Genomic DNA, 26,013 nt, shown 5'->3' with positions numbered 1-26,013 from the left:
CTGAGCGTGGTATGTTGGGAGCTTTATTTGGGCGGAGGTCTCAATTCCCTGCAATTCGGTCCCAATGACGGATGAAGCAGGCAAGGGGGCGCGGAGCGCTGATATGTTGCGCGGTGTCCGCCTTTTGCCCTGCCTTAGCTTAAAGGTCGGGCGCTTTAGGGATGCTGTTCGGGCTTGGGCGCCATGAAGCCTGCTTGACGTCTAGGGGGCGGCGGGATCTTCATATGGCGAAGCGCAGGGCGGTGGTTGAGGGGTGTTTCAGCCAGGACTGTTCGTCCTGCGGACAGGCCGATACCGAGCACTGGGGCGGCAATCATCGTGAAGAATTGGCCAGCAGAAAAACGGTTGATCTGAAATTCTGCACGCCGCCGATGAGGGGATATCCGAGGTGTCTCGATCCGGACACCCGAGAGGAAAGTGCTTAGCGCCTCGCATACCCTAGTGCGATGGAGACCTCTCTGGCGGCCTCGACAATCGCAAGTTTTATAGAATCTGTCGCGGCTTTGTCCGAGCTTGAAAACCTGTCTTGCGGACCTGATACGTTCAGGCCGCCAGCGGGTTTGTTGGTGCCGTCAAAGATGACGGCGGCGCAGGAACCAATGCCGTGTTCAAAATTACCTTCGCTCCATGCGTAGCCAAGGCGTCGGTCGTTTTCCCATTGATCAAGTAGCTCTTCGAGTGATTTAGGAGATTTCCCAGATACTTGCCCAAGATCGAGGCCTTCGTAGAGTTTGGTTACGTGCTCTTTGCTGAATTCCGCCAGAATCGCGCGGCCGATAGATGTTGTATGCGCTGGCAGGCGCGAGCCGGCGCGCACGTTGCTGACCAAATGCGTGTTGGGTGTCTCGCGGCTGAGATAGACGATATCCGTACCGTCAAGGATTCCCAGATGCGCGGACAGGCCGGTTTTTTCCACCAGTTCGCTGAGGACGGGTTGGGCCATTTGGACAATGTCCCGGCCATGAATGCCCTGTGCTGCGAGGCTGATCAGTCCTGGCCCCAGGCGGTAGCCAGCGCCAGGTTGAATTTCCTCGATCATGTTGTGGTCTGCCAATGCGCGGATCAGTCGAATCAGGGTCGTTCTGTTGATCGCAAGTTCCTTAGAGGCCCGGGAAAGATTCCTGCAACTATTTCCTTCTCCGATGAAACGTAACAGTTTGACGGCACGCTCCACCGGGCCTCCTGAAGAATTCTCTGCTTCGCCGGACATTTGTTCTCCACTTTCTCTGATCGGACCAGATTAGACCATCATGTTCAGGGTTAGCAACTAGTCGACGACATTCCCACTGCATTCTTGAAATTCGTACCGCCAGATGCGAGCAATCTGAAAAATTCCTTGACTTACTGTTTGTGTGCACACAATGTGAACAGACTGTTCAATATAGACCATTCACGGGTTAAGGAAGGTACATGACATTACATATCGCCGTTTGTGGTGGAGGAATCGGTGGATTTTCGGCAGCGATCGCGCTGAGAAAAATGGGTCACAGGGTTGACGTCTTTGAGCAGGCGTCCGCATTCAACCGTGTTGGCGCCGACATCAATCTGACGCCAAATGCCGTTTTCGCACTCGATCAGTTGGGTGTCGGAGATTACCTTCGAAAGTCTGCCGCGCGCCCGACGTTCCGTATCAGTCGTGACGGTGTAACCGGAGAAGAAACGTCGCGCCTTCCGATGAGCGACGCTGCCGAGGAAAAATACGGCGCGCCTCAGTTGACCATTCACCGCGCGGACCTCTTGACCTCACTTCAGAGCCAGTTGCCGCAAGAATCGATTCACCTTGGTATGCCGGTTGCCGATGTCCAGACCACGGACCAAGGCGCGACCGTCATCTTTGGCAATGGCGAGACGCGCGCGTTTGATCTGGTTGTCGGCGCAGACGGCATTCACTCGGCTGTGCGCGCAGCGCTCTGGGGGCAGGACGATCCACGCTTTACCGGTATCGTATCCTATCGCGCAGTCTTCCCTCTGGAGAAAGCGCAAGGCCTGAAGGATGCGGACGCTTTCACCAAGTGGTGGGGGGAAACCTCTGAAAAGCAGATCGTGACCTTTCCGCTTACGCTGGGCAAAGAGATCTTCGTGTTTGCGACGACCGCCCAGGATGGGTGGACCGAGGAGGGCTGGACGCTGGCTGGCGATGTTGAAGAACTGCGCGCCGAGTATCAGAATTTCCACCCGGATGCGCAGGCGCTGCTGGCCAACTGCGCCAAGGTGACGAAATCCGCCCTGCATGTGCGCGAACCGATGGCGAAATGGGCGAAAGGCTGCGCCACGATCATGGGAGATGCAGCCCACCCGATGGTGCCATTTATGGCGCAGGGCGCGTGTATGGCAATTGAAGACGCGGTCGTGCTTGCGCGCTGTCTGGAGGGCGCGGAAAAAGCTGACATTGCAGCCGCGCTTGAGAAATACGAGGCGGAACGCAAACCCCGCACGGCCAAGATTCAGGAAAACTCGCTGGCGAATGAGTGGATGAAGGGCCAGGGCAACGCGGACTGGGTATATGGATACAATGCCTGGAGCGTCACACTCTAAGTAGTTCTGAGGAGGAGAACTCAATGAAACCATTTCTGAAAAAAATCACGCTAGGTGCGATTTTCGCGGCCCTGCCGTTTGTCGCTGCTGCCGACGAGATCAAGTTGAACGCTGTCAGTCTTGCCCCGAAGCAAGCGAGCATTGCGGCCGGCTTCCATGTCTTCGTTGATGAGGTCAACCGGGAGTTTGCCGACGAAATCAAGATTAACTGGCGCGGCGGTCCTGAGGTCATGCCCCCGTTTAAGCAGGCTGAGGCGGTTCGCAACGGCGCCATCGACATGACCTTCACCAGCCCCAGCTATTACTCGGGCCTGATCCCAAGCTCGTCGACGCTCAATATGTCTTTCAAGACTTACGATGAGATCGCGGCGACCGACTATCATGAGCGTATGACAGAAATTCATGCCGAAAAAGGGCTGGTGTATCTTGGAGAGGTTCCGGCAACCGACCTGAGCTTTCTGATTTATCTGAAAGAGCCAGTTTCGTCACTGGAAGACCTCAAGGGCAAGCGTATTCGGGTTTTCCCGACTTTGGTGCCATTGATCGAGGCTTTGGGCGCAACGCCGATCGTTCTGCCGATTGGCGAAATCTATACTGCTCTGGAACGCGGCACCATTGATGGGTTTATGCAGGGCCCGATTGATGCCGAAAAGCAGTTCGAGGGCGTCATCTCTGCCGTTGTGTATCCCGGTGTCTATCGTGCGGCCTTCCCAATTTTGGTCAATGAGAAGAGCTGGAACGAACTGCCTGAAGACCTGCAAAGCCGTCTGATCACCTTTGTTCGCGACGATCTGTCCCCTCGGATCGAGCAGATCTGGGCCGAAAAGGTTGCCGCCAGTGCCATCGCTATGGAGGCCGCAGGGTTCCAAAGGATCGACCTCTCTGAAGAGGAAACCGCCCTGTACCGGAAGATCGCGATTGACGCCGCCTGGTCGGTGATCGCCGAGAATGCCGGTGAAGAACTGGCAGCCGAGTTGCGCGCGATGCTGGTTGACTAGGGCCTTGGTCGAAGAAACCTGTGGAACTGGGCGTAAACCCGGTTCCACCCAACAATTGCTGGTATCCCTATGCTTCATATCTATGACACGACCAAGCGCCTGTTCAGCCAGATCAACCTGATCTGCGCAATTGCTGGCGCTGTAATTCTCTTCTTCATCACGGCTATCGTCTTTATCGAGGTCGTTTCGCGGGCAATGCTTGGCACGTCTCGCCTTTGGGTCATCGAAGTGAGCGAATACTCGCTATTGTTCATTACTTTTCTGGGCGCGCCCTATCTTCTGGAAAAGAACATGCATGTGATGTTGGACATCCTCTACGATCACCTTGGCCGCGGATTGAAGATTTTTGCAAAGCTTTTCAATGCCGTGATCGGCACCGCTGCCTGCCTCGTCATGACCATTGTTGGCGTTCGGGTGGTTCTGGATCAGATTGAAACCGGTGTACGTGAAGCCACTGTGATGGCACCACAAAGCTTCTGGATCACCGCAGCGCTTCCCTTGGGTATGTGCCTGATGGCGTTTCAGTTTTTCCGGCAGGGCGTCGACGCGCTGCACGACGTGAGGACCTGATTATGGAATGGTATAGCGTAATCGCGCTGGTTGTAGCTTCGCTCCTGTTTTTGATGATTATGGGATTGCCCGTAGCTTTCTCCTTTCTGGTCGTCAATCTGGTTGGCGCCTACGTGCTTCTCGGTGGGCTTGCAGGGGTTGAACAGCTGGTTATTAACACCGCAGATTCCATTTCCAGCTTCACGTTGGTGCCCATCGCTCTTTTCATGATCATGGGCGAAGGTATGTTCCAGTCGCGCATAGCCATCGATTTGATGGATACGCTGGACAAATGGTTTGGAAAATTGCGTGGTCGACTGGCATTCATGGCCGTCGGTGGCGGCGTTCTGTTTTCAACGTTGACCGGGAACTCGATGGGTTCTATCGCGCTCTTGGGGTCGACTTTGGTGCCCGAGATGGAAAAGCGCGGCTATAAAAAGCCGATGTCTCTTGGTCCGATCCTGGGGTCTGCAGGGCTTGCGATTATGATCCCGCCAAGTTCGCTTGCGGTTGTACTGGGCGTTGTTGCCGAGCTTTCCATCGGAAAGATCCTGATCGGGATTATCGTGCCCGGTTTGTTGATGGCGGTCATCTACACTGCATACATCTACATCCGCTGTACGGTCGAACCGGACGTTGCACCGTCGTTTGATGTCGAACCTGTCCCGATGGGGGAGAAACTTTACGCCACGGCGACAAACATCCTGCCTCTCACGATCGTCGTCTTTGCGGTGGTTGGCGTGATTTTCATGGGGATTGCCACGCCCAGCGAAGCAGCGGCGACCGGAGCCGTTGCAACCCTTGCGCTGGCTGCAGCCAAGCGCCGGTTGACATGGAATGTCTTTTCTAAGGCAATGTTTGGAAGCGCCAACATTTCCGTAATGGTTCTGTTGATTGTCTCCGGTGCGGTTGCATTTTCTCAGTTGCTGGCATTTACCGGGGCCACCTATGGGATGGTGAACGCTATCGTATCCACCGATATTGGTCCGTCGTCGGTCGTGCTGCTGATGATTACCTCAGTTGTGATCCTCGGCATGTTTATGGGACCGCTGCCGATCATGCTGATCACCCTGCCGGTGTTCATTCCCGTCGTGACCCAGTTCGGTTTCAATCCAATCTGGTTTGCGGCGATGTATCTGGTTGCAATCGAAACCGGTTCAACATCGCCTCCGCTAGGAGGTGCGCTTTTTGTCATGAAAGCAGTCGCGCCATCCGGCACCACGATGAAAGACATCTACCGTGCGGCGACGCCCTTTATCTTGTGTGACATCCTGGCGATCCTGATCCTGTTCTTCTTTCCGCAGCTCGTGATCTGGCCTGTAGAAACGATGTTCCGATAAACCGCTCGGACAGGGCCCGACGGATAGCTTGATACGCACGTCTTAAACCAGTTTTATTGCGGTCCTCTGGAAAGGGGGGCTGCCTGGTCGAAGACATCCGAATCCAGAAAGGAAAACCAAATGACGAAACCTCAGATGAATATACTGATCGTTGGTGGTGGAATTGGCGGCTGTGCTGCAGCGATCGCTCTTTCGAAAGAAGGGCACAAGGTACGGATCGCCGAGAAACAGGCTGAATGGGCGTTCCACAGTTCCGGGATCTTCATCTACAGCAACGGGTTGGAAGTTCTGAACGACTTGGGGGTGCTGGACGAAATACTAGAGGCAGGTTTCGCTATTCCCGGCGGGGTCAACGCCTATTACGACAACCTCGGAAAGCCCATTGTGAACACCGTTTACCCGACTGCCGCTGACGGTGCGATCCCCGCAATCGTTGGGATGAAACGGGCTGAGTTGCACCGGGTTTTGGCCACCCGGATGGAAGAGCTCGCCGTTCCGGTCGATCTTGGGACCGCAGTTGCGTCAATCAGCCAGAAAGGTGATCAGGTCGATGTCACCTTTTCGGATGGCCGCGAAGTCAGCTATGATCTGGTGATCGGTGCTGACGGCCTGCGGTCGTCCACACGCGCACAGATTGGAATCGATATTCAGCCAAGTTATTCGGGGTTTGGCGTATGGCGCTCTGTCCACGAACGCCCCGCAGATCTGACCGACAAGATCATGATGATGGGGCCCGCTAAGCGGTTTGGGGTCATGCCGATCAGTGAAGACCTGTTGTATACGTTCGGCACGGTCAAAGAAGAAGAAGGCATGTTTTTCCCCAAGGAAACATGGTCCGCTACCATGCGGTCGCGCTTTGCAGAGTTTGCAGGCCCTGCGAGTCAATTTCTGGACGGTCTGAATGAGACATCCGAAATCATCTTCACCGCCGTCGAAGAGGTCAAGATACCCTTGCCCTGGCATCGGGGCCGTGTCGTGCTCATCGGTGACGCTGCGCATGCCTCGACCCCGTTCATGGGGCAAGGCGGTGCCATGGCGATGCAGGACGCCATAATTCTGGCGCGCCTGCTATCTGGTCCGCTCCAGGTTGAGGATGCCCTTCAGAAATTCGGCGACGTCAGGTTCCCGGTATGCAAATTCGTTCAGGATGTCTCTCGTGCAGTTGGCGAGGCTGGCGCGCGCGAAGTCAGCGAGGGCATGGAAGAGCGTCTCCTGGATTTTGCCGCTACTGCACAGGGTGCGGTTGATGCTTTTTACAATAAGTTGGCCGAGCTGAACGCAGAAGCCGAAACAAAAATTCTGTCGGTATGAAAAAAAACAGGGCGGCGGCGTGTCAAACGGCATGAAATGCCGCCCCAAACGCAGCGGCAAGTTTCGCCCCCAGCAATCCGAAGAGCAATCTTAACCTCCCATGCTGCACATTTGACAGACGATGCTTCCAGCGAAGGTACGGATGAATGATTGAGGCTTGGTACGTTCTATCTGAAGCACTTAGACCAAGATCAGGCGTCTTTCTTTTAAAGTGTTTCGACTTGTTATTGAGGCACAATAATGAGGCGAAACACTCGAAACCTACTGATGTTGCGGGCGTTTCGAAATCAACTTGTGTCTCAAGTTAATCTCGAAACGCTTTAAGGCGCGTGATAGTGCTATTTCTCTTAGGAATAGGGTATATTCACGGGCGCCTTACGATTTCGGATATGACGGACCGAAAAGTTTTGGTTTCTTCGAGCACAGTCTTGTCGGTCGTCGCATGGTTGGCCGGTTACCTGACAGGGAACGCCAGAGAAACAGTTGTTGGTGATGTCAGACACCCTTGCTCTTTCATGATGGCTCCAGTCAGAGGGAAATTTGCTCTCAGGTGTCGAAAGCGGTTGCATATTTGTGCATCTCAAAGTTTTAATAGCATCTTGAAATATCCTTCAGGTTGCGTAAGCGCAGTTAGGGCCTCTTTGACATGAAGCAGCTGTATATTGCAGATGACAATTCCGATTTTGCTCTGTTCCTCAAGCTGGTGGCTGAGCGCGATGGCTGGTCTGTTGTGGTCTGCGCAAATGGGCGGGAGCTTCTGGATCAGGTGCAGTTGGCGCAGGGGGCGGCCCTTTTGCTGGTGGATATCAATATGCCCGAACTGGATGGGATCCAGGCGGTTGAGGGCTTGGCCGGGGTGGATCGCCCGTTGCGGATACGCTTCATGACCGGGGGGGCGGATACGTCGATCATGGCGGCCAAGATGATTGCGCGTGCAAGAAGCCTGTCCGTGGGGCGCAATATTTTCAAACCGGTCACCAAGGATCGGTTGCTGTCAATCCTGGCGGATGAGGCGACTTTGCTTGCGGATGGATGAGGTTGTGGGGATGAGTGGTGCATATCACGGCCATGGGGGGCATCTTTGACAGTTCCCTTTTCCTCCGAAGCACCGCTTCAATCAGCCTCCGGTCAGGCGTTTTTCGATCAGTTTGTGCAATTAGCGGGCCTGCAGTTGCAGGCTGAGATGGTCACAATCGGTGCGTTTCGGATGTTTGAAACCGAGCGGGTGCAGGTCTGTGCCAGTTCGTTCAAGGACAATGATCGTGCGTTGTTTGAGTATGAAACCCTGGGGGCACCTTGCCATGAGGTGGTGGTGTCGGGGCGGGCTCTGGTCGTGTTGGGCAATGTGCAAAACCTCTATCCGCATGACAGTTTTTTCCAGCGCTACGGGTTTCACTCCTATGTGGGGATGCCGCTTCGAAACTCGGTTGGCGAAATCATTGGCCTGGTGCAGGCCAGTTGGAAACGTAAGGTCGGCGAGGATGACAGCCAGTCCGCGCTTGAGCTGCTTGAGCGATTTTCGGCCCGTCTGGGGTATGAGCTGGAAATGCGCGGAAAGATCGCGACGCTAAGTGCGCTTTTGCAGGACGCAGAGGCGGATGACAGCAAGGCGCGGTTTCCACAGCTGGCTGCCAGCTTGCAGGCGGCGCTGGCGCTGAAAACAGTGTTTATTGCCGAATGTGTCGATAGGGATCCCGACCATTTCCGTATCCTCGGATATTGCCTTGCCGGGGTGGATGTGCCCGCGCTTCAGGGGGTGCTGGTGCCTTATGAGGGGTCGCCTTGCAAAGGGCTGCGGAAGAAAAGGAAACTCCTGATTGAAGAGGGGTTGCAGCAGATGTTTCCCAATCAGCCCGCCTTTGCCGAACAGGGGGTGCAGGCTTATCTGGGAATTGCTTTGCATGATGCGGAGGGGCAGGTCATTGGTCACGTTGCTTTGCTAAACGACCGGCATATGTCGGAACGATTGGGAGAGAGCGATTTGTTGCGGCTGCTTGTGCATCGGGTTGAGACCGAGCTGCGTCGCCACCAGTCGGATCAGCTGCGCCGTGCGGCGGAGGCTGCGTTTCTGATCAAACAGAAGACCGAAAGTCTGGGATTGATGGCAAGCAGCCTGTCGCATGATTTCAACAATTTGCTGGCCAGTATGGTTGGGCATTCGGAGCTTGCTTTGGACGTGCTGGAACCGGACCATCCGGCGCGCAACAGCCTTGATGTGATCAGCTCGTGCCTGGAGGCGTCAACCAGCCTTGTGGGGCGCCTTCTGGATTACGCCAAAGGGGCGGGCGCCGGTCAGATGGAGCCGGTGCAATTGGGAGAGACGATCCGAGAGGCGCTGCGGTTGTTGCCCTTTTCAGCGACGCAATTTGACCTGCAGCTGGAGCTGCCCGAACAGCCACTCTGGGTGCAGGCGGACAAGACGCAGATTGCCCAGTTGCTGATGAACCTCGTGCTGAACGCGATGGAGGCCATGGCCGAAGGAGAGGGTCGCATCACAATCCGGGTGCAGCGCCGCCCCCTGACATTGGAGGAGCGCGGGCGCATGGTGTTTGAACCTGCCCGCACCGAAGGGGAGTGCGTGCTTTTGGAGCTGTCTGACACAGGTCCGGGCATGTCGCCCGAGGTCGCGGCAAAAGTGTTTGATCCCTATTTTACCACCAAAGAGAACGGCAAGGGGCTGGGGATGGCGGCGGTGCTGGGGATTGCCCGCGCCCATGGGGCGTCGATCATGCTGGACACAGGGGAAGGGCAGGGGACCACGTTCCGCTTCGCCTTTCCGCTGGCGGCCGCGCCGTCTGCCGGGGCTGAGAGCACGACATGTGTGGATGATGCGGCGCAGGGGGGCGTGGCGCGTGCGCAGAAGGTTTTGGTGGTGGATGACGAAGAGGTGTTGGGGGCGATGCTCAGAACCTCTCTGACCAAGGCGGGATATGCCCCGTTTGTCGCGCAAGGGTGCGAGGGCGCGCTGGTCCTGATGCGCAGCAAAGGGCCGTTTGATTGTGCCTTGATCGACATCACCATGCCGGGCCGGAACGGTTGGGAAACCTATCGCGCGCTGGCGGATATCCAGCCGGGCCTCAAGGCAATCATGATGAGCGGCTTTTCCATTTCGCCTGCGGATGCGGGGTTTCCAGAACTGGTGGATTTCCCGTTTGTGACAAAGCCTTTCCGACCGTCACAGCTCCTCCCGGTTCTGGCGGATGTGCTGAGACAGTCAGAAACCTGACCCCTGTTGGCCGGTTGGGATTGCACGGATTTGTCAGCGTATTTCCCAGCGGTATCATGCTCTGACATTGCCTTTGGGCCGGGGCGTTCCATATCTTACGTGTAAAGCAGCCGCCAGCCCAGATGCTGGTCACGGACGTGGTAAGGAGAACCAATGGCACCCAAAGACATATATGAACCGCCGAAGGTCTGGGTCTGGGATGAGGAAAACGGGGGGGAATGGGCCAAGATCAACCGACCCATTGCCGGGGCCACTCATGACAGGGAATTGCCAGTCGGTGTCCACCCGCTCCAGCTTTACTCTCTGGGCACACCAAATGGTCAGAAGGTCACCATCTTGCTGGAAGAGCTGCTGGCGCTGGGCGTTGCGGGGGCGGAGTATGATGCCCACCTGATCCGCATCGGCGAGGGTGACCAGTTCTCCTCCGGTTTTGTGGCGGTGAACCCAAACTCGAAAATTCCCGCGTTGTTCGACCGCGGCACCGGGACCCGCGTGTTTGAAAGCGGTCACATTCTGCTCTATCTCGCCCAGAAATTCGGCCACTTCCTGCCAGAAGATCTGTCCCATCGGACCGAGGTCATGAACTGGCTGTTCTGGTTGCAGGGATCGGCCCCCTTTCTGGGCGGCGGTTTCGGGCATTTCTACGCCTATGCGCCAGAAAAATACGAATACCCCATCAATCGCTTTACGATGGAGGTCAAACGGCAGATGGATGTGCTGGACCGCGAGCTGGCAGAGCATCGTTTCCTTGGTGGCGACAGCTATACAATTGCCGATATCGCGACCTGGCCCTGGTATGGCAACCTTGTGCTGGGGCAGGCCTATGGCGCGGGGGAGTTCCTGCAGGTCGAAAGCTACAGGCATCTGCGGCGCTGGGCGGAAGACATTCTGAAGCGTCCCGCCGTTCAGCGCGGTCGTATTGTGAACCGAACCTGGGGCCCGGAAGAGGAGCAGCTGCACGAACGCCATGACGCGTCGGATTTCGAGCGACTCAGCCAGGGCGACGTGACCTGAAACGCAGCAAGAGGGTATCACTGATCCGGGTGTTTCGAGGAAAATATGTGTCTCAGGATTGAGCCGAAACGCCTGAGGTTCCCCAATCGCACCCTGAGCCTGACGGTTCAGGGTGTTTCTGTTTGCGATAACGAAATTTACCTGGGGGATGTCAATCAGGGTTCGAATCGTGACACGGGGTAAATAATGCGATAATTTTGGGCGAATTCAGCGTGGGAAATCGCAAAAAGACAACTTGCAGTAATTCGTTAGGTTTCAGGTTAAATCTCTGAAAATAAAAAATATTATAAAAACACACCCGTCTCTTTTGATCAAAAGTGCGCATTAAATTGCGCAAAAACGCCGCGTAAGGTGCTTAAAATATTGCGCGGCGGCGGCGGGATACTGTAGGAGCCGGAGGCATACCGGCCTGCAGCTCTGCGTGACCGGACGGTATCCCTGAAGACTGTGAGGCCTTGCCTCGGGAGGAGACAAAATGACTTTCACAACCTTTACGCGCCGCGCGGCCCTTGGTGCGCTGGCTGGTGCTGCCGCCCTGGCCACCGTTGCAACCACCGCGTCGGCTGACACCGTGCGCCTGCGGTTCCACACCTTCTATGGCACCGAGATCGACCCGATCGCCAAGAAGTTCCGTGATGCGGTCAAGGAGGCCTCGAACGGCACGCTGCGGATCCAGTATTTCCGCGGTGGCGAGCTGGTGGCTTCGGACCAGTTTGCAGATGCTGTTGCCAAGGGCACCGTCGACATCGTGCACGGCACTGGTGGCTACTGGTCGGGTCAGATTGACGTGGGCAATATCGAAGCTGGTCTGCCGGGCGCGTGGGCAACCGTGGAAGAGGCCAAGGGCCTGTTCGAAAGCGCCGAAGTGGACGCGCTGCTGACTGAGGCCTATGCCGAAGCGGGCACCGTTTATCTGGGCAAAGGTTATGGCCACAACTACGACCTGCTGACCAAAGAGCCGGTGACCTCGCTGGAAGATCTGAAGACCCGCAAGATCCGCGCCACCTCGAACGTGGCCAAGGTTCTGTCGGCCTTTGACATCCCGACCGTTTACCTGCCTGCGCAGGAACTTTACATCGGCATGTCGACCGGCGTGATCGACGGTGCGATCTACGGTGGCCCGGTGGAATACGAGCAGCTGAAACTGCACGAGACCGCCACCAACTATACCTTCATGAACATGCTGATGCCGGGGTGGACCGAAACCTTCCTTGCCAACCCCGACAGCTGGAACAAGCTTTCGGATGAGCATAAGGACATCCTGAAAACCGCGATCCAGCAGTTTGCCGACGACATCCACCAGTGGCTGGCTGATGGCAATGAAGGCGTGGCTGAAGGCACGTTCCAATACGCCACCCTGCCGGATGCGGACAGCAAAGCGCTGACCCAGGCCGCACAAGGCGTGTGGCAGGAAGAAGCCGCCCGCAGCCCGCGTAACCAGAAGTTCATTGACGCTCTGGTTGCCAATGCGAAGGCCCAAGGGCGCCTGTAATGGGTTGGGTGACAAGATATCTTGTCATTCAAGATGGCCTGTCCGAGTTCGTCGGACGGGCCATTTCTTGGTTGACGCTTGCGATGATTGCCGTGCTGATGCTGGAAATTATCGCACGCTATTTCCTTAATTCGCCCACGATCTGGGCGCATGAAATGTCGACGATGCTCTATGGCGGTTTCTGCATTCTCGCAGGTGCCTTCACGCTGCGCCATGGCGGACATGTGCGCTCCGAGGTGATCTGGGGTATGTTGGGCGAGCGCGCCCGCGCCACCTGTGACGTGATCATTTTTGCCATCGGCCTGCTGGTCATGGGGATCTTTTTTGTCATGGCGGTGGAGTTTGCCGCCGAAAGCTGGGCGGTGCGCGAATATTCGAACAAGTCGATCTGGCAGCCGGCGCTTTATCCGATCAAGACGGTGATCCCGGTGGCTGTCGGGCTGGTCTGGCTGCAGAACCTGGCCGAGTTCCTGCGTGCCTTCCTGACCATGCTGGGGATTGATTTCGAAGATCCGCGCGATGGCGAAGACAGTTCGCAGACCGACCCGGAATATGTACCCGAGGCGCAAGACTAATACGAAAAAGGGGCGGAACGGGCCCCGGTTGGGAGTGTAAAATGGCGGATCTGGATCCCCTTACGATCACTGCGATCATGTTTTTGTCGATGCTGGGGCTGATGGCGCTGGGCGCGCCGCTGGCCTGGGCCTTGACCATTTGCGGCGTGGGCAGCGCCTGGATGATTTACGGGGATGGCGGGCTGGACCTGCTGATTTCCTCAACCTTCTCGGCGATGGACAATTTCCTTCTCGTGGCCCTGCCAATGTTCATCTTCATGGGGTTGGTGCTGCAGCGATCGGGTATTACCGACGACCTGTTTGAAATGATTCACAAGCTGATGGGCCGTCTGCCCGGCGGGCTTGGCATCGGTACGGTGATCATCTGTGCGCTGATTGCGGCCATGGCTGGCGTGTCCGGGGCGGCAACTGTGTCGCTGGGGATCATTGCGCTGCCGGCGATGCTGAAGCGCGGATATGACAGCAAGCTTGTGACCGGGACAATCATGGCCGGGGGTGCGTTGGGCTTTCTCATCCCCCCTTCGGTTCTGATGATCATCTATGCCTTCCTGTCGCGTGACAGCGTGGGCAAGCTTTTTGCCGCGGGCCTTGTGCCGGGCCTGATGCTGGCCGGTATATATATTGCCTATATCCTCGTGCGTTGCCGTATTAACCCGCTTATGGGTCCCCCGGCAGAAGAGCAGTTCTCGGCCAAAGAGAAATTCCTGTCGCTGCGTTTCCTGATCGCGCCGGGTATCCTGATTGTCACCGTTCTGGGCTGTATTATCGGTGGTGTAACCTCACCCTCCGAAGCCTCTGCGATTGGGGCGTTCGGCGCGCTGGTCATTGCCGGGATCCAGCGCCGTCTCAGCTGGGACATGCTGCGCTATGTGATGCTGACCACCACCAAGCTGATGGGCATGCTGATGTGGATCACCATCGCGGCCGTGTTCTTTTCGAAGATCTATGTGGGGCTGGGGGCCGGGCAGATTGTCGGCGAGTTGATCGAAGATTTTGACCTGTCGCCAATGTGGGTGATCATTGCCATGCTGGCCACCTACTTTGTGCTCGGCATGTTTCTGGATGACTTTGCGATCGTGTTCATCACGGTGCCGCTTTTTGTGCCAATTGTCCGTGACCTTGGCTTTGATACCACTTGGTTTGCGGTGCTGTTCATCCTGTCGATGCAGTCGGCCTATCTGACGCCCCCGTTTGGATACAACCTTTTCTACATGCGCTCTGTGGCGCCGCCTGAGATCACCATCGTGGATATCTACAAAGCGGCATTGCCCTTTGTGGTGCTGCAGATCATCGGGTTGGCGCTGGTCGTGGCCTTCCCGGAAATCGCCCTCTGGCTGCCGAACCTGTTGTTCTAAGCCAAACCAGATCCGGCGCTGCGCCCCGTGGCGCCGGCCTGTGTCTGTTCAGACACTCCCATAACTGGCCGCTCGGTCCTGTTCTCAGGCGGGCGGCCTTTTTTGTTGTGGTTTTGGGAGGTGAGGTGGATTTCGAAGGAAACTAGGAAACTAGGAAACTAGGAAACTAGGAAACTAGGAAACTAGGAAACTAGGAAACTAGGAAACTAGGAAACTAGGAAACTAGGAAACTAGAAAACTAGAAAACTAGAAAACTAGTTTTCTGGCTCTGCGCTCATTTCCGCAGGACCAAAAAAAGGCCGGGCGGAATGGCCCGGCCTTATGCTCGTTTTTTTTGGGGGGCAGGGTCAGGGTTTCGGCAAGACGGGTGCCGATTTGTCCAGTGCCAGGCTCGCATCCGAAAATACCCAGGGTCCACGCACCCCACGCACCCCTTCCGGTGCAATTTCCATGCCCCGGTGTTTGATCTGAGCGTCGTCAAATGCTTCACCGATCGAGTTGATCGGGCCAGCGGGCACCGTGGCGGCCTCCAGCGCGTCCAGAAGATCGGCCTTTTGCCATTTCTGCGTTTCCTGCTCGATTTCGATCGTCAGAACCTCCCGGTTCTCAACGCGCAGCTGATTGGTGGCAAAATCGGGATTTTCCCGCAGGTCTTCGCGGTCGATCACCTCGCAGAACCGTTGGAACTGCCCATCATTGCCAACGGCCAGAATGAAATGCCCGTCCGCTGTCGGCAGAACCTGATAGGGCGCGATATTCGGATGTGCGTTCCCGCGCCGCTCGGGGCTTTCACCTGTGGCCAGATAATTCATCGCCTGATTGGCCAGCATCGCCGTGGCGCAATCCAGAAGGGACATGTCGATATGCTGGCCCTTGCCGGTGCGGTGGCGTTGCTCAACTGCGGCCAGCACGCCAATGGTGCCATAAAGTCCGGTCACGATATCGGTGACCGCGACCCCCACTTTCTGGGGCTGACGATCCGGCTCGCCAGTGATCGACATCAGCCCTGACATGCCCTGCAGTAGGAAATCGTACCCCGCCCGCTTGGCATAGGGGCCATCCTGCCCAAACCCGGTGATCGAGCAGTAGATCAGGCGCGGGTTCAGATCTTTCACGCTGTCATAATCCAGCCCGTATTTGGCAAGCCCGCCGACCTTGAAATTCTCGATCAGAATATCTGCATCCCGGATCAGCTCACGCACCTGCGCCTGCCCTTCGGGGGTGCGGAAATCGCACGTCACACAGTCCTTGCCACGGTTGGCGGCATAGTAATAGGCAGCACTTTTGTCGCCGTCGCGTTCAATGAACGGAGGCCCCCATTTGCGGGTGTCATCGCCTGCCGGGCTCTCCACCTTGATGACATCTGCGCCCAGGTCGGCAAGCGACTGGCCAATCCAGGGGCCCGCGAGAATTCGGGCAAGTTCGACAACTTTTAGTCCGGCGAGTGGGGTCATGTGAGGTCCTTTATAGGTATGGTGGAGTGCAAGCTGAGATGACTTTGCATACTCTGTCGGAGTTATTTTTGAATCTGTGTGGTTCTTTTGAGTTGAAGAGGTATGCGTCGCCGGCTTTGAGGGTTCTGGTTTCTGGTCCGACGGTGATTTCGAGTTCGCCTTCGATGACGATACCGCCTTCATTTGCGTCATGTTCGATCATGGTTTCGCCTGTATCGGCGCCGGGTTCGTATCTTTCGTGTAGGATCTGGAGGCCGTGGAGTTTTGCGTCTCCGACCTGTTTGAGGGTTATTTTTTTCTGTGCGGCTTCGTTTCCCTGGTAGAGGAGGGACGTGAGGTCTCTGAGTTCAGCGGGTGTGAAGAAGTTTTGTGAGGTTGTTGTTGCGTCGGGTTCAAAAAACTCTGACATGGAAATTCCGAAGCCGCCCAGAATTTTGCGCAAACTTGCGACGGACGGGCTGGATCTGTTGGTTTCGATCATTGAGATCTGCCCGTGTGGCACGCCTGCGGATTCGGCGAGCTGCCTTTGAGACATGTTGAATTGCTGTCTTAGCTGCTTCAAACGGGCGCCAACGTCAAATTCGTCCACCATGGATTGGGTCCTTTCATCGCTTTTTGCCAGATTGGGCGATTCAGCGAGTTTTGTCCAAACTCACCTCTAGCAATGCTCAATAAATTGAGCAATACAGGATGCGAGAATCAATGAATATGTGAATCGATCCCGGATTTTTTTGGGGGGAGACACATTCCGTCACCTGTGGAGGAGCCTCACGTGAGCAAGACTGAAACCCTCAAATCCCGCCGCGCCGAGGCTGTTGCCAATGGTGTGGCCACCCGTGGCATTTATGCGGTGCGTGCAGAGAATGCCGAGCTGTGGGATGCCGATGGCAAGCGTTATATCGACTTTGCGGCGGGCATTGCCGTGAACAATACTGGCCATCGTCATCCGAAGCTGATGGCGGCGGTGGCGGCGCAGTCCGAGGCGTTCACCCATACCTGTTTCCACGTGGCGCCTTATGAAAGCTATATCGCGCTGGCGGAGCGTCTGAACGCGTCGACGCCGGGGGAGTTCAAGAAGAAGACCATGCTGGTCACGACCGGTGCGGAAGCGGTGGAAAACGCGGTCAAGATGGCGCGCGCTTATACCGGCCGCTCGGGTGTGATTGCCTTTTCCGGCGCCTTCCATGGGCGCACCCTGATGGGCATGGCGCTTTGCGGCAAGGTGACCCCTTACAAGAAAGCCTTCGGGGCGATGCCGCCCGAGGTGCTGCATGCGCCGTTTCCGAATGAATTCCACGGTGTGAGTGTCGAACAGTCGCTGGCGATCCTGGACAATATGTTCAAAAGCTCGATCGACCCGGAGCGTGTGGCGGCGATGATCATTGAACCGGTGCAGGGCGAGGGGGGCTTCAACATCGCCCAGCCTGAATTCCTGCGCGCGCTGCGCAAGATCTGTGACGATTACGGCATTCTTCTGATTGCGGATGAGGTGCAGGCGGGGATTGCGCGGACGGGTAAACTTTTTGCGTTTGAGCATGCGGGCGTGGCCGCCGATCTGGTGACCATGGCCAAGGGCCTGGCGGGCGGCTTCCCGCTCTCAGCCGTGACTGGCCGGGCCGAGGTTGTCGATGCTGCCCCGGTGGGCGGCATCGGCGGCACCTATGCGGGCAACCCGCTGGCGGTGGCGGCGGCGAATGCTGTGTTTGACGTGATCGAGGAAGAGAAGCTTTGCGACCGCGCCACTGACATTGGTGAGAAGGTCAAATCCCGTCTGAACGCCCTGGCGGCGCGTCAGGGGATGGAAGCGATTGGCGACGTGCGTGGCCTGGGCGCGATGATTGCCTTTGAACTGGTCACCGACCGTGACACCAACGCCCCGGATCCCGCGCTGACCCAGGCCATTGTGGCCGAGGCCGAGGCGCGTGGCCTGATCATTCTGCCCTGCGGCACCCGCGCCAATGCTGTGCGCCTTCTGCCGCCACTGACCATTCCGATGGAACAGCTCGACGAGGCGATGGACATTCTTGAGGCTTCGATTGAAGCTGCCATCAGCAAAACCGCCGCGTAAGCCGCGAACAGGAGACAAAGATATGGCGAAAGATCTTTCCCCCCAATCCCAGCCGGCGCTTGCGTCCTTCAACTGGGATGATGCCTTCCTGCTGGAAGACCAGCTGCTTGAGGATGAGCGTATGGTCCGTGATGCGGCCCGCGCCTACTCTGAAGACAAGCTGATGCCGCGTGTGACCGAGGCGTTTGCGCGCGAAGAGACCGATCCGGAGATCTTCCGTGAGATGGGTGAAATGGGCCTGCTGGGCACCACCATCCCGGAAAAGTTCGGCGGCATTGGCGCAGGTTACGTGACCTATGGTCTGGTGGCGCGCGAAGTCGAGCGCATCGACAGTGGGTATCGTTCGATGATGTCGGTGCAGAGCTCGCTGGTGATGTATCCGATCTATGCCTATGGCACCGAAGAGCAGCGCGCGAAATACCTGCCGAAACTGGCGTCGGGCGAATGGATCGGCTGCTTTGGCCTGACCGAGCCGGATGCGGGGTCCGATCCCGGTTCGATGAAAACCACCGCCAGGAAGGTCGACGGCGGCTATGTGCTGAACGGGTCGAAAATGTGGATCTCCAACGCGCCGATCGCGGATGTGTTTGTGGTCTGGGCCAAATCGGATGCGCATGACGGCAAGATCAAGGGCTTTGTGCTGGACAAAGGCACCAAGGGGCTGTCTGCTCCGAAGATCGAAGGCAAGCTGTCATTGCGCGCGTCGATCACCGGCGAGATCGTGATGGAGAATGTGGAAGTGGGCGAAGACGCCCTGCTGCCGGATGTCTCTGGCCTGAAAGGTCCGTTTGGCTGTCTGAACCGCGCGCGTTACGGCATTGCCTGGGGCGCGATGGGGGCGGCTGAGGCCTGCTGGCACGGTGCCCGTCAATATGGGCTGGACCGCAAACAATTCGGCAAGCCGCTGGCGCAGATGCAACTGTTCCAGCTGAAGCTCGCCAATATGCAGACCGAGATCTCGCTGGGCCTGCAGGCGGCGCTGCGCGTTGGCCGCCTGATGGACGAGGCGAAAGCCGCGCCGGAGATGGTGTCGCTGATCAAGCGCAACAATTGCGGCAAGGCGCTCGATATTGCGCGTCTGGCCCGTGACATGCATGGCGGCAACGGCATCAGCCAGGACTTCCACGTGATCCGTCACATGGTGAACCTTGAGACCGTGAACACCTATGAAGGCACCCATGACGTGCATGCGCTGATCCTGGGCCGTGCCCAGACCGGGCTGCAGGCCTTCGCCTGATCCTGTCGAACAGATCCGGCCACTTGTTCCTCTTGGTGGCCGGATCCTTGAGGAAAGCCGTACATATCCCCCCCAGATTTGACATCTGCGGCTTTCCTCGTCTTTCCCTGACCCTCAAACATGATGAGAGAGCCGATGAAGCGAAACCTGATTGCCGGTGAATGGCTGGATGGCGTGGATGCCGTTCCAAATCTCAACCCCGCCGACCTGTCGGATGTGATTGGCACCTATGCCCATGCGTCCATTGAACAGGTCAATGACGCGGTGGCGGCGGCCAATGCGGCGCTTCCGGCCTGGGCGAATGCCTCGCCGCAACTGCGCTCGGACCTGCTTGAGGCCGTGGCGGGGGCGCTGTTTGCCCGCAAGGATGAGATCGGCACGATCCTGGCCCGGGAAGAGGGCAAGACGCTGGCGGAGGCGATCGGTGAAACCGTCCGCGCGGCGCAGATCTTTCGCTTTTTTGCCGGAGAGGCGATCCGTGTGACCGGGGATGCGGTTGCCTCGGTGCGCCCGGATGTGGATGTGGAAGTGTCGCGCGAACCGGTGGGGGTTGTGGGCCTGATCACGCCCTGGAACTTCCCGATTGCGATCCCCGCGTGGAAAATCGCCCCGGCGCTGGCCTATGGCAATGCGGTGGTGTTCAAACCTGCGGACCTGACGCCGGGATCGGCGCATCTGCTGGCTGAAATCCTGCACGAGGCCGGTGTGCCCGCGGGCATCTTCAACCTGGTGATGGGGCGCGGCTCCGTTGTCGGGCAGGCCATCGTGGATCACCCCGGCGTGAGGGCGATCAGCTTTACCGGGTCGGTGCCGGTGGGGCGCAACATGGCTGTGGACGCCGCGCGCGGCATGAAAAAGCTGCAGATGGAAATGGGGGGCAAGAACCCGATGGTGATCCTGGACGATGCCGAGATGGACATTGCCGTCTCGACCGTCCTCAATGGCGCCTTCTTCTCGACCGGCCAGCGCTGCACCGCGTCCTCGCGCATCATCGTGCAGGCGGGTATCCATGACGCGTTTGTGGAGCGGCTTGCGGCGGAAATGCAGGCGCTCACCGTGGGAAACCCGCTGGATGTGGCCACGCAGATCGGCCCGGTTGTGTCAGAAAACCAGCTGAACGGCAATCTGGGTTATGTGGATCTGGCCCGCTCCGAAGGGGCCGAGGTGATCGGCGGGGAACGCCTCAATCGCGACACCGAAGGCTTCTTCCAGGCACCGGCCATGTTCGTCGGGGCCACCAACCAGATGCGCAGTTCACGCGAAGAAATCTTCGGTCCCTGCGCCTCGATCATCAAGGTCGCCGATTTCGACGAGGCGCTGGCCACCGCAAACGACACCGAATTTGGCCTCTCCGCAGGGATCTGCACCGCAAGCCTGAAACATGCCCGCAGCTTCAAACACAACGCACAGGCCGGTATGGTCATGGTCAACCTCCCAACCGCAGGCGTCGATTACCACGTCCCCTTCGGCGGTACAAAAGCCTCTAGCTATGGTGCAAGAGAACAGGGTAAATACGCCGCAGAATTCTACTCAAACGTCAAAACTAAATACTGCTGCGCGGGGTAAGGGAAATGAGCATTCAAACGGTAGGCGTTATCGGGGCAGGGCAGATGGGCAACGGGATTGCCCATGTGTTCGCAACGTCGGGATACGAAGTGGTCCTGAACGACATTTCGGCAGAGGCGCTGGCGGCGGCGCTGGCGCGGATTGAAAAGAACACGGCGCGTCAGGTCTCGAAGGGCGCGCTGAGTGACGAGGAGCGCGCAGCGGCGCTGGCGCGAATTCGCACCACCTCGGAGCTGGGAGAGCTGGGGGGCACCGATCTGGTGATCGAGGCGGCCACGGAACGGGAGGATGTCAAGGATCAGATCTTTGCGGGGCTCGCGCCGTCGCTGGGGGAAAACACCATCCTCACCACCAACACCTCGTCCCTGTCGATCACCCGCCTTGCGGCGAAAACGGATCGCCCGGAGCGGTTCATGGGGTTTCATTTCATGAACCCGGTGCCGGTGATGCAACTGGTGGAGCTGATCCGCGGCATTGCCACGTCGGAGGAGACCTATCAGACCCTTCTGGCCGTGGTCGAGCGGCTGGGCAAGACGGCCGCAAGTGCCGAGGATTATCCCGCGTTCATCGTGAACCGGATCCTGATCCCGATGATCAACGAAGCCTGTTATGCGCTTTACGAGGGCGTGGGATCGGTGGCGTCGATTGATGCGTCGATGAAGCTGGGGGCAAACCACCCGATGGGGCCGCTGGAGCTTGGGGATTTCATCGGTCTTGATACCTGCCTGGCGATCATGAACGTGCTGTATGACGGGTTGGCGGACACCAAATACCGCCCCTGTCCGCTGCTGGTAAAATATGTGGAAGCGGGTTGGGTCGGGCGCAAGGCCGGGCGCGGCTTCTATGATTACCGTGGCGAGGTGCCGGTGCCGACCCGCTGATGGCGTTTCACGGATGAGATACTGCCCCACCCCACCCCACCCCGGTCCGGCCGGGGTGGGGTTTTCTTTGGCATCTGTTGCCTGCGGGGTTGAATTATATTCATTTGTGTGCATATGAGATTCAGCCCTGTGAATGGCCGGCCAACCCGCCCTACACCCGGACTTGTGGATGGAAAGGAAATCTCATGTCGCGCGTCTTTGCACTCTCCCGTCTTGTGCTGTCTTTGCCCTTGCTTGTCCTGCCGACATTTGTCTGGGCCGAGCTGTCCCATACCGTGACCCCGGTTTCTGTGCCGGATTGGAAAGCGGTGTTTGGCAAGGTTGAACCGCGCGACAATGTCCCCGCCCGTTCACGTTTGGGCGGAACGGTGGTGGATCTTCGGATCACCGAAGGGGAGCGGGTGGCTGAAGGGCAGGTGCTTGCCACGATTTGGGATGAAAAACTCGACCTGCGCCTGAGGGCGGTGGATGCGGCGCTGACCTCATTGAACGCACAGCTTGAAAATGCCGAGAGCGAACTGAAACGTGCGGAAAACCTGGTGGAACGGGGCGTTGTCACCACCCAGCGGTTGGATGCCCTGCGCACACAGGTTGATGTGGTGAAGGGGCGGATCGCAGCCACACAGGCGGAACGGCAGGTGATCGAACAGCAGGCTGCCGAAGGCGCCGTGATGGCGCCGATTGCCGGGCGGGTGCTGCAGGTGCCGGTGACCCGCGGCGCGGTGGTGATGCCCGGTGAAGTGGTGGCGCAGATCGGCGGCGGTGGGGTTTACCTGCGGCTGGCCATCCCGGAACGCCACACGGCCTTTCTGACCGAAGGGGCTGAGATCCAGATTGGTACGGACGGTACGGACAGAACCGGCCGTTTGGTGAAGATCTACCCGCAGATTGAAAACGGTCGGGTGATTGCCGACGTTGAGGTGGCAGAGCTTGACGCCCGTTTTGTGGATGCCCGTGTGCTGGTGCGCCTGCCGGTTGGGCAAAGCGAGAAACTGCTGGTGCCGGTTGAGGCCGCGGTGACCCGGATGGGGCTCGATTTCGTAACGATCCGGCGTGGCGATGTTGCGGTTGAGCGGGCTGTGGTCCTCGGCGATCCCTTCATCTTGGAGGGGCAGCAGATGGTTGAAGTTCTGACCGGGCTGAATGCCGGGGATGTGGTCATTGATCCGATCCCCCCTGCCGCAGGTGCGGGTGTGGGAGGAAGCCATGAGTGATCAATCGCACAAGACCGCGCTTGGTATCGCTGGCGGGTTGACCAAGGCGTTTATCGGCTCGGCCCTGACCCCGCTGATGATCCTTGCAGCCCTTGCCGTGGGGCTGGTGGCGCTTGGGGCGCTGCCGCGTGAGGAAGAGCCGCAGATTTCCGTGCCGCTGGTGGATATCCACATTCAGGCCCCGGGCCTGAAGGCCGAAGATGCAATGAAGCTGGTGACCGAGCCGATGGAAACCATGGTCAAGGGTATAAACGGGGTGGACCATGTCTATTCCTCGACCCGTGATGACTATGCCATGGTCACGGCGCGGTTCCTTGTCGGCACCTCGTCTGATGCGGCCGTGTTGCGGGTGCATGACAAGGTGAATGCCAATCTTGACCGGATTCCGGTGGGGATAGACGCACCGCTGATTGTGGGCCGTGGCATTGATGATGTGGCGATCGTCGCGCTGACACTGACGCCTGATCCCCATGCTGGCGATGTGACCGCCGGGGACATCACCCGCGTGGCGCGTGAGCTGCAGGTCGAGATGGCCAAGATCCAGAATGTCGGGCTGACCTATCTGGTCGGCGATGCCGCAGAGGTGATCCGCATTGCCCCCGACCCGGAGCGGCTGGCGCTTTACGGCATCACGTTGCAGCAGCTGGCCGGTAAGGTCGAGGCCGCCAACCGCGCCTTCCCAACCGGGCTGGTCCGCGACCGCGGGGAGCAGATCGCGCTGGTTGCAGGCCGGACCCTGCGGGCCCCTGCGGAAATTGCGAACCTGCTGCTCACCGCGCGCGATGGGCGCGCCGTTTACGTGCGTGACGTGGCGGATGTGAGCTTTGTGCCCGATGCGTCGCAAAGCATTGTGAACCAGGTCACGCGCGACGACCACGGGCTGCACCGCACCCCCGCCGTCACGCTGGCGATTGCCAAGCGGGCGGGGGCCAATGCAGTGGTGGTGGCGGAAGAGGTGCTGCACAAGGTTGAGGCCCTCAAGGGGCAGCTGATCCCGGACAGCATCCACGTTTCCATCACCCGCGATTACGGTGAAACTGCCAATGAAAAGGCGAATGAGCTGCTGTTCCATCTGGGCCTCGCCACGATCTCAATTGTCGGGCTTGTGCTGTTTGCGATTGGCTGGCGGGAAAGCATCGTCGTGGCGGTGGTCATTCCGGTGACCATTTTGCTCACGCTGTTTTCGGCCTGGATCATGGGCTACACGCTCAACCGTGTGTCGCTCTTTGCGCTGATCTTCTCGATCGGGATCCTGGTGGATGACGCGATTGTGGTGATCGAAAACATTGCGCGGCACTGGGCGATGAAAGACAAGGCAGACCGAGTTACGAAAGCGATCCGGGCGGTGGCCGAAGTCGGCAACCCGACCATTGTCGCAACCCTGACCGTGGTGGCGGCCCTGTTGCCGATGCTGTTCGTCTCTGGCCTGATGGGGCCTTACATGTCGCCCATCCCGGCCAATGCATCGGCGGCAATGATTTTCTCATTTTTTGTGGCGGTGATCATCACGCCCTGGCTGATGATCAAGATCGCTGGCAAGGCGCCGGCACATGACCACTCGGGGGAGGGGTCCCATGGCGGCCGTCTCGGCGCGCTCTACGCGGCTGTCGCCCGCCCTGTCCTGAAGACCAAGGGGCGCAGCCTTGCCTTTCTGCTTGCCGCCATTGTCCTCAGCTTCGGCTCGCTTGGGCTGCTTTACACCAAGGATGTGACGGTCAAGCTTTTGCCATTTGACAATAAGTCAGAGCTTTCGGTGGTGATTGACCTGCCCGAAGGGGCGTCGGTCGAGGCAACGGATGCGGTGGCACAGGATGTGGCGCAGCTGGTGATGGATCTGCCCGAAGTCCTGTCGGTCGAAACCCATGCCGGGGCGGCCAGCCCGTTCAACTTCAACGGCCTTGTGCGCCATTACTATCTGCGCGAAGAGCCGCAGATGGGGGAGGTGGCCATCCTGCTGGCCCCGAAACATGACCGCACGCGCAGCAGCCATGAGATCGCGCTGGAGATCCGCGAGCGGATGAAGGCGCTGGACCTGCCCGCCGGGACCGCGCTGAAAACGGTAGAGCCGCCCCCCGGCCCGCCGGTGATCGCCACCCTGCTGGCCGAGGTCTATGGCCCCACGCCCCAGGCGCGTCGTGAGGCGGCCACCAAAATCCGGCAGGCCTTTGAAAGCGTGCCTTACGTGGTGGATGTGGACGATAGTTTCGGCACCCAGCCCAGAAAGCTGCGGGCCGAGATTTCCACCGATGCGCTGGAATTCCATGGCGTGCAGGAAGGGGACGTGTTCCAGACGCTGGCGATGCTCAACTCTGCCAATACCGTGGGCTATTCCCATCGCGGAGAGGGGCGCAACCCGCTGCCGATCGTGATCGAGCGGGACAAATCCGACCGGGTGCTGGATGAACGGTTCCTGTCCACTCCGATCCCGGCCAACACCCTGCCCGGCGCGCGGGGTGTGGTCGAACTGGGCGATGTGATCACGGTCAGTGAGGAACGTGCGAGCTATCCGATCTTTCGCCACAATGGTCGTGCAACGGAAATGGTGCAGGCCGAACTGGCGGGTGATTTCGAAGCTCCTCTGTACGGGATGCTCGCCGTGGCGGATGCGCTTGACCAGATGGAATGGGCGCCGGGCACAAAACCTGTCATCCGCATGAACGGCCAGCCCGAAGATGAAAACGTGGTGACGCTTTTGTGGGATGGCGAGTGGGAAGTGACCTGGGTCACCTTCCGGGATATGGGGGCGGCCTTTGCGGTGGCGCTGCTGGGGATCTATATCCTGGTGGTGGCGCAGTTCGGGTCCTTTAAGCTGCCTTTGGTGATCCTGACGCCGATCCCCTTGACCTTCCTTGGCATCATGGCGGGGCACTGGCTCTTTTCCGCCCCCTTCTCGGCCACGTCGATGATTGGCTTCATTGCGCTTGCCGGGATCATCGTGCGCAACTCGATCCTGTTGGTGGATTTCATCCGCCACGCGGATCCCGCGCGGGACAAGACCGAGATCCTGATCGAAGCGGGTGCGATCCGTTTCAAACCGATCCTTCTGACGGCCATTGCAGCGATGATTGGCGCGGTGGTGATCCTGGCGGATCCGATCTTTCAGGGGCTGGCGATATCGCTTCTATTCGGGTTGCTCAGCTCCACCTTGCTGACGGTTCTGGTCATCCCGGCAATCTACAAGGTGTTCCGCACCTGATG

At 58.3% G+C, this 26,013-nt stretch carries 21 protein-coding genes; 18 read left to right on the top strand and 3 right to left on the bottom strand.

Features of this window, described 5'->3' with window-relative positions; genetic code table 11:
- The first annotated feature begins 224 nt into the window (after positions 1–224).
- Positions 225–425: a hypothetical protein gene (locus AKJ29_RS19655; protein ID WP_161805394.1), complete on the top strand. Its 201-nt coding sequence runs from the start codon at positions 225–227 to the stop codon at positions 423–425.
- Here the strand turns inward: AKJ29_RS19655 and AKJ29_RS09345 are convergent.
- A complete protein-coding gene (locus tag AKJ29_RS09345) occupies positions 422–1,210 on the bottom strand; it encodes an IclR family transcriptional regulator (RefSeq protein WP_055190141.1) in 789 nt (262 codons plus the stop codon). The genes AKJ29_RS19655 and AKJ29_RS09345 overlap by 4 nt on opposite strands.
- Before the next feature lie 200 nt (positions 1,211–1,410).
- Here AKJ29_RS09345 and AKJ29_RS09340 point away from each other — a divergent pair, with 200 nt between their 5' ends.
- The 11 genes from AKJ29_RS09340 to AKJ29_RS09290 all read left to right on the top strand — a co-directional run bounded on the left by AKJ29_RS09340 (position 1,411) and on the right by AKJ29_RS09290 (position 14,395).
- Positions 1,411–2,535: an FAD-dependent monooxygenase gene (locus tag AKJ29_RS09340; protein ID WP_055190139.1), complete on the top strand. Its 1,125-nt coding sequence runs from the start codon at positions 1,411–1,413 to the stop codon at positions 2,533–2,535.
- A gap of 23 nt (positions 2,536–2,558) precedes the next feature.
- The gene (locus AKJ29_RS09335) at positions 2,559–3,533 is read left to right on the top strand and encodes a TRAP transporter substrate-binding protein (RefSeq protein WP_055190137.1); all 975 of its coding nucleotides are present in this window, start codon (positions 2,559–2,561) and stop codon (positions 3,531–3,533) included.
- Positions 3,534–3,602: 69 nt separating this feature from the next.
- Entirely contained in the window at positions 3,603–4,103 is a 501-nt protein-coding gene (locus AKJ29_RS09330) for a TRAP transporter small permease (protein WP_055190135.1), read from the top strand.
- Between the two features lie 2 nt (positions 4,104–4,105).
- The gene (locus AKJ29_RS09325; RefSeq protein WP_055190133.1) at positions 4,106–5,422 is read left to right on the top strand and encodes a TRAP transporter large permease; all 1,317 of its coding nucleotides are present in this window, start codon (positions 4,106–4,108) and stop codon (positions 5,420–5,422) included.
- Between the two features lie 120 nt (positions 5,423–5,542).
- Entirely contained in the window at positions 5,543–6,733 is a 1,191-nt protein-coding gene (locus AKJ29_RS09320) for an FAD-dependent oxidoreductase (protein WP_055190131.1), read from the top strand.
- 646 nt (positions 6,734–7,379) lie between these two features.
- On the top strand, positions 7,380–7,769 hold the full coding sequence (locus AKJ29_RS09315; protein ID WP_055190129.1) for a response regulator: 390 nt from the start codon (positions 7,380–7,382) through the stop codon (positions 7,767–7,769).
- A gap of 45 nt (positions 7,770–7,814) precedes the next feature.
- Positions 7,815–9,959, top strand: a complete 2,145-nt coding sequence (locus AKJ29_RS09310; protein WP_055190127.1) for an ATP-binding protein — start codon at positions 7,815–7,817, stop codon at positions 9,957–9,959.
- A 153-nt stretch (positions 9,960–10,112) separates the two neighbouring features.
- Positions 10,113–10,973, top strand: a complete 861-nt coding sequence (gene yghU / locus AKJ29_RS09305; RefSeq protein WP_055190125.1) for a glutathione-dependent disulfide-bond oxidoreductase — start codon at positions 10,113–10,115, stop codon at positions 10,971–10,973.
- 475 nt (positions 10,974–11,448) lie between these two features.
- On the top strand, positions 11,449–12,465 hold the full coding sequence (gene dctP, locus AKJ29_RS09300) for a TRAP transporter substrate-binding protein DctP (protein WP_055190124.1): 1,017 nt from the start codon (positions 11,449–11,451) through the stop codon (positions 12,463–12,465).
- The gene (locus AKJ29_RS09295) at positions 12,465–13,040 is read left to right on the top strand and encodes a TRAP transporter small permease subunit (RefSeq protein WP_055190122.1); all 576 of its coding nucleotides are present in this window, start codon (positions 12,465–12,467) and stop codon (positions 13,038–13,040) included. Before dctP ends, AKJ29_RS09295 begins: the two co-directional genes overlap by 1 nt.
- Before the next feature lie 41 nt (positions 13,041–13,081).
- On the top strand, positions 13,082–14,395 hold the full coding sequence (locus tag AKJ29_RS09290) for a TRAP transporter large permease (protein WP_055190120.1): 1,314 nt from the start codon (positions 13,082–13,084) through the stop codon (positions 14,393–14,395).
- A gap of 347 nt (positions 14,396–14,742) precedes the next feature.
- Here AKJ29_RS09290 and AKJ29_RS09285 read toward each other — a convergent pair whose 3' ends face one another.
- Together AKJ29_RS09285 and AKJ29_RS09280 are read right to left on the bottom strand one after the other, a co-directional pair.
- Positions 14,743–15,849: a CaiB/BaiF CoA transferase family protein gene (locus AKJ29_RS09285; RefSeq protein WP_055190118.1), complete on the bottom strand. Its 1,107-nt coding sequence runs from the start codon at positions 15,847–15,849 to the stop codon at positions 14,743–14,745.
- A gap of 10 nt (positions 15,850–15,859) precedes the next feature.
- Positions 15,860–16,441: a cupin domain-containing protein gene (locus tag AKJ29_RS09280; protein WP_055190116.1), complete on the bottom strand. Its 582-nt coding sequence runs from the start codon at positions 16,439–16,441 to the stop codon at positions 15,860–15,862.
- Between the two features lie 180 nt (positions 16,442–16,621).
- Between AKJ29_RS09280 and gabT the strand changes: the two genes are divergently transcribed.
- The 6 genes from gabT to AKJ29_RS09250 all read left to right on the top strand — a co-directional run bounded on the left by gabT (position 16,622) and on the right by AKJ29_RS09250 (position 26,011).
- Positions 16,622–17,917 (top strand): 4-aminobutyrate--2-oxoglutarate transaminase, encoded by a 1,296-nt coding sequence (gabT, locus tag AKJ29_RS09275; protein ID WP_055190114.1) that lies wholly within the window; start codon positions 16,622–16,624, stop codon positions 17,915–17,917.
- A gap of 22 nt (positions 17,918–17,939) precedes the next feature.
- Complete coding sequence (locus AKJ29_RS09270) at positions 17,940–19,154, top strand: acyl-CoA dehydrogenase (RefSeq protein WP_055190113.1); 1,215 nt, start codon at positions 17,940–17,942, stop codon at positions 19,152–19,154.
- A 135-nt stretch (positions 19,155–19,289) separates the two neighbouring features.
- Entirely contained in the window at positions 19,290–20,720 is a 1,431-nt protein-coding gene (locus AKJ29_RS09265) for an aldehyde dehydrogenase family protein (protein ID WP_055190111.1), read from the top strand.
- A 5-nt stretch (positions 20,721–20,725) separates the two neighbouring features.
- Complete coding sequence (locus tag AKJ29_RS09260) at positions 20,726–21,601, top strand: 3-hydroxybutyryl-CoA dehydrogenase (RefSeq protein WP_055190108.1); 876 nt, start codon at positions 20,726–20,728, stop codon at positions 21,599–21,601.
- Between the two features lie 185 nt (positions 21,602–21,786).
- Complete coding sequence (locus AKJ29_RS09255) at positions 21,787–22,815, top strand: efflux RND transporter periplasmic adaptor subunit (protein WP_055190106.1); 1,029 nt, start codon at positions 21,787–21,789, stop codon at positions 22,813–22,815.
- Positions 22,808–26,011 (top strand): efflux RND transporter permease subunit, encoded by a 3,204-nt coding sequence (locus AKJ29_RS09250; protein ID WP_055190104.1) that lies wholly within the window; start codon positions 22,808–22,810, stop codon positions 26,009–26,011. Before AKJ29_RS09255 ends, AKJ29_RS09250 begins: the two co-directional genes overlap by 8 nt.
- The last annotated feature ends 2 nt before the right edge of the window (positions 26,012–26,013 follow it).

Origin of the sequence: Aliiroseovarius crassostreae (genome assembly GCF_001307765.1) — a bacterium.
In the GTDB taxonomy this organism is placed as follows: Bacteria; Pseudomonadota; Alphaproteobacteria; order Rhodobacterales; family Rhodobacteraceae; genus Aliiroseovarius; species Aliiroseovarius crassostreae.
This window is presented reverse-complemented; position numbering and strand designations above follow the sequence as displayed.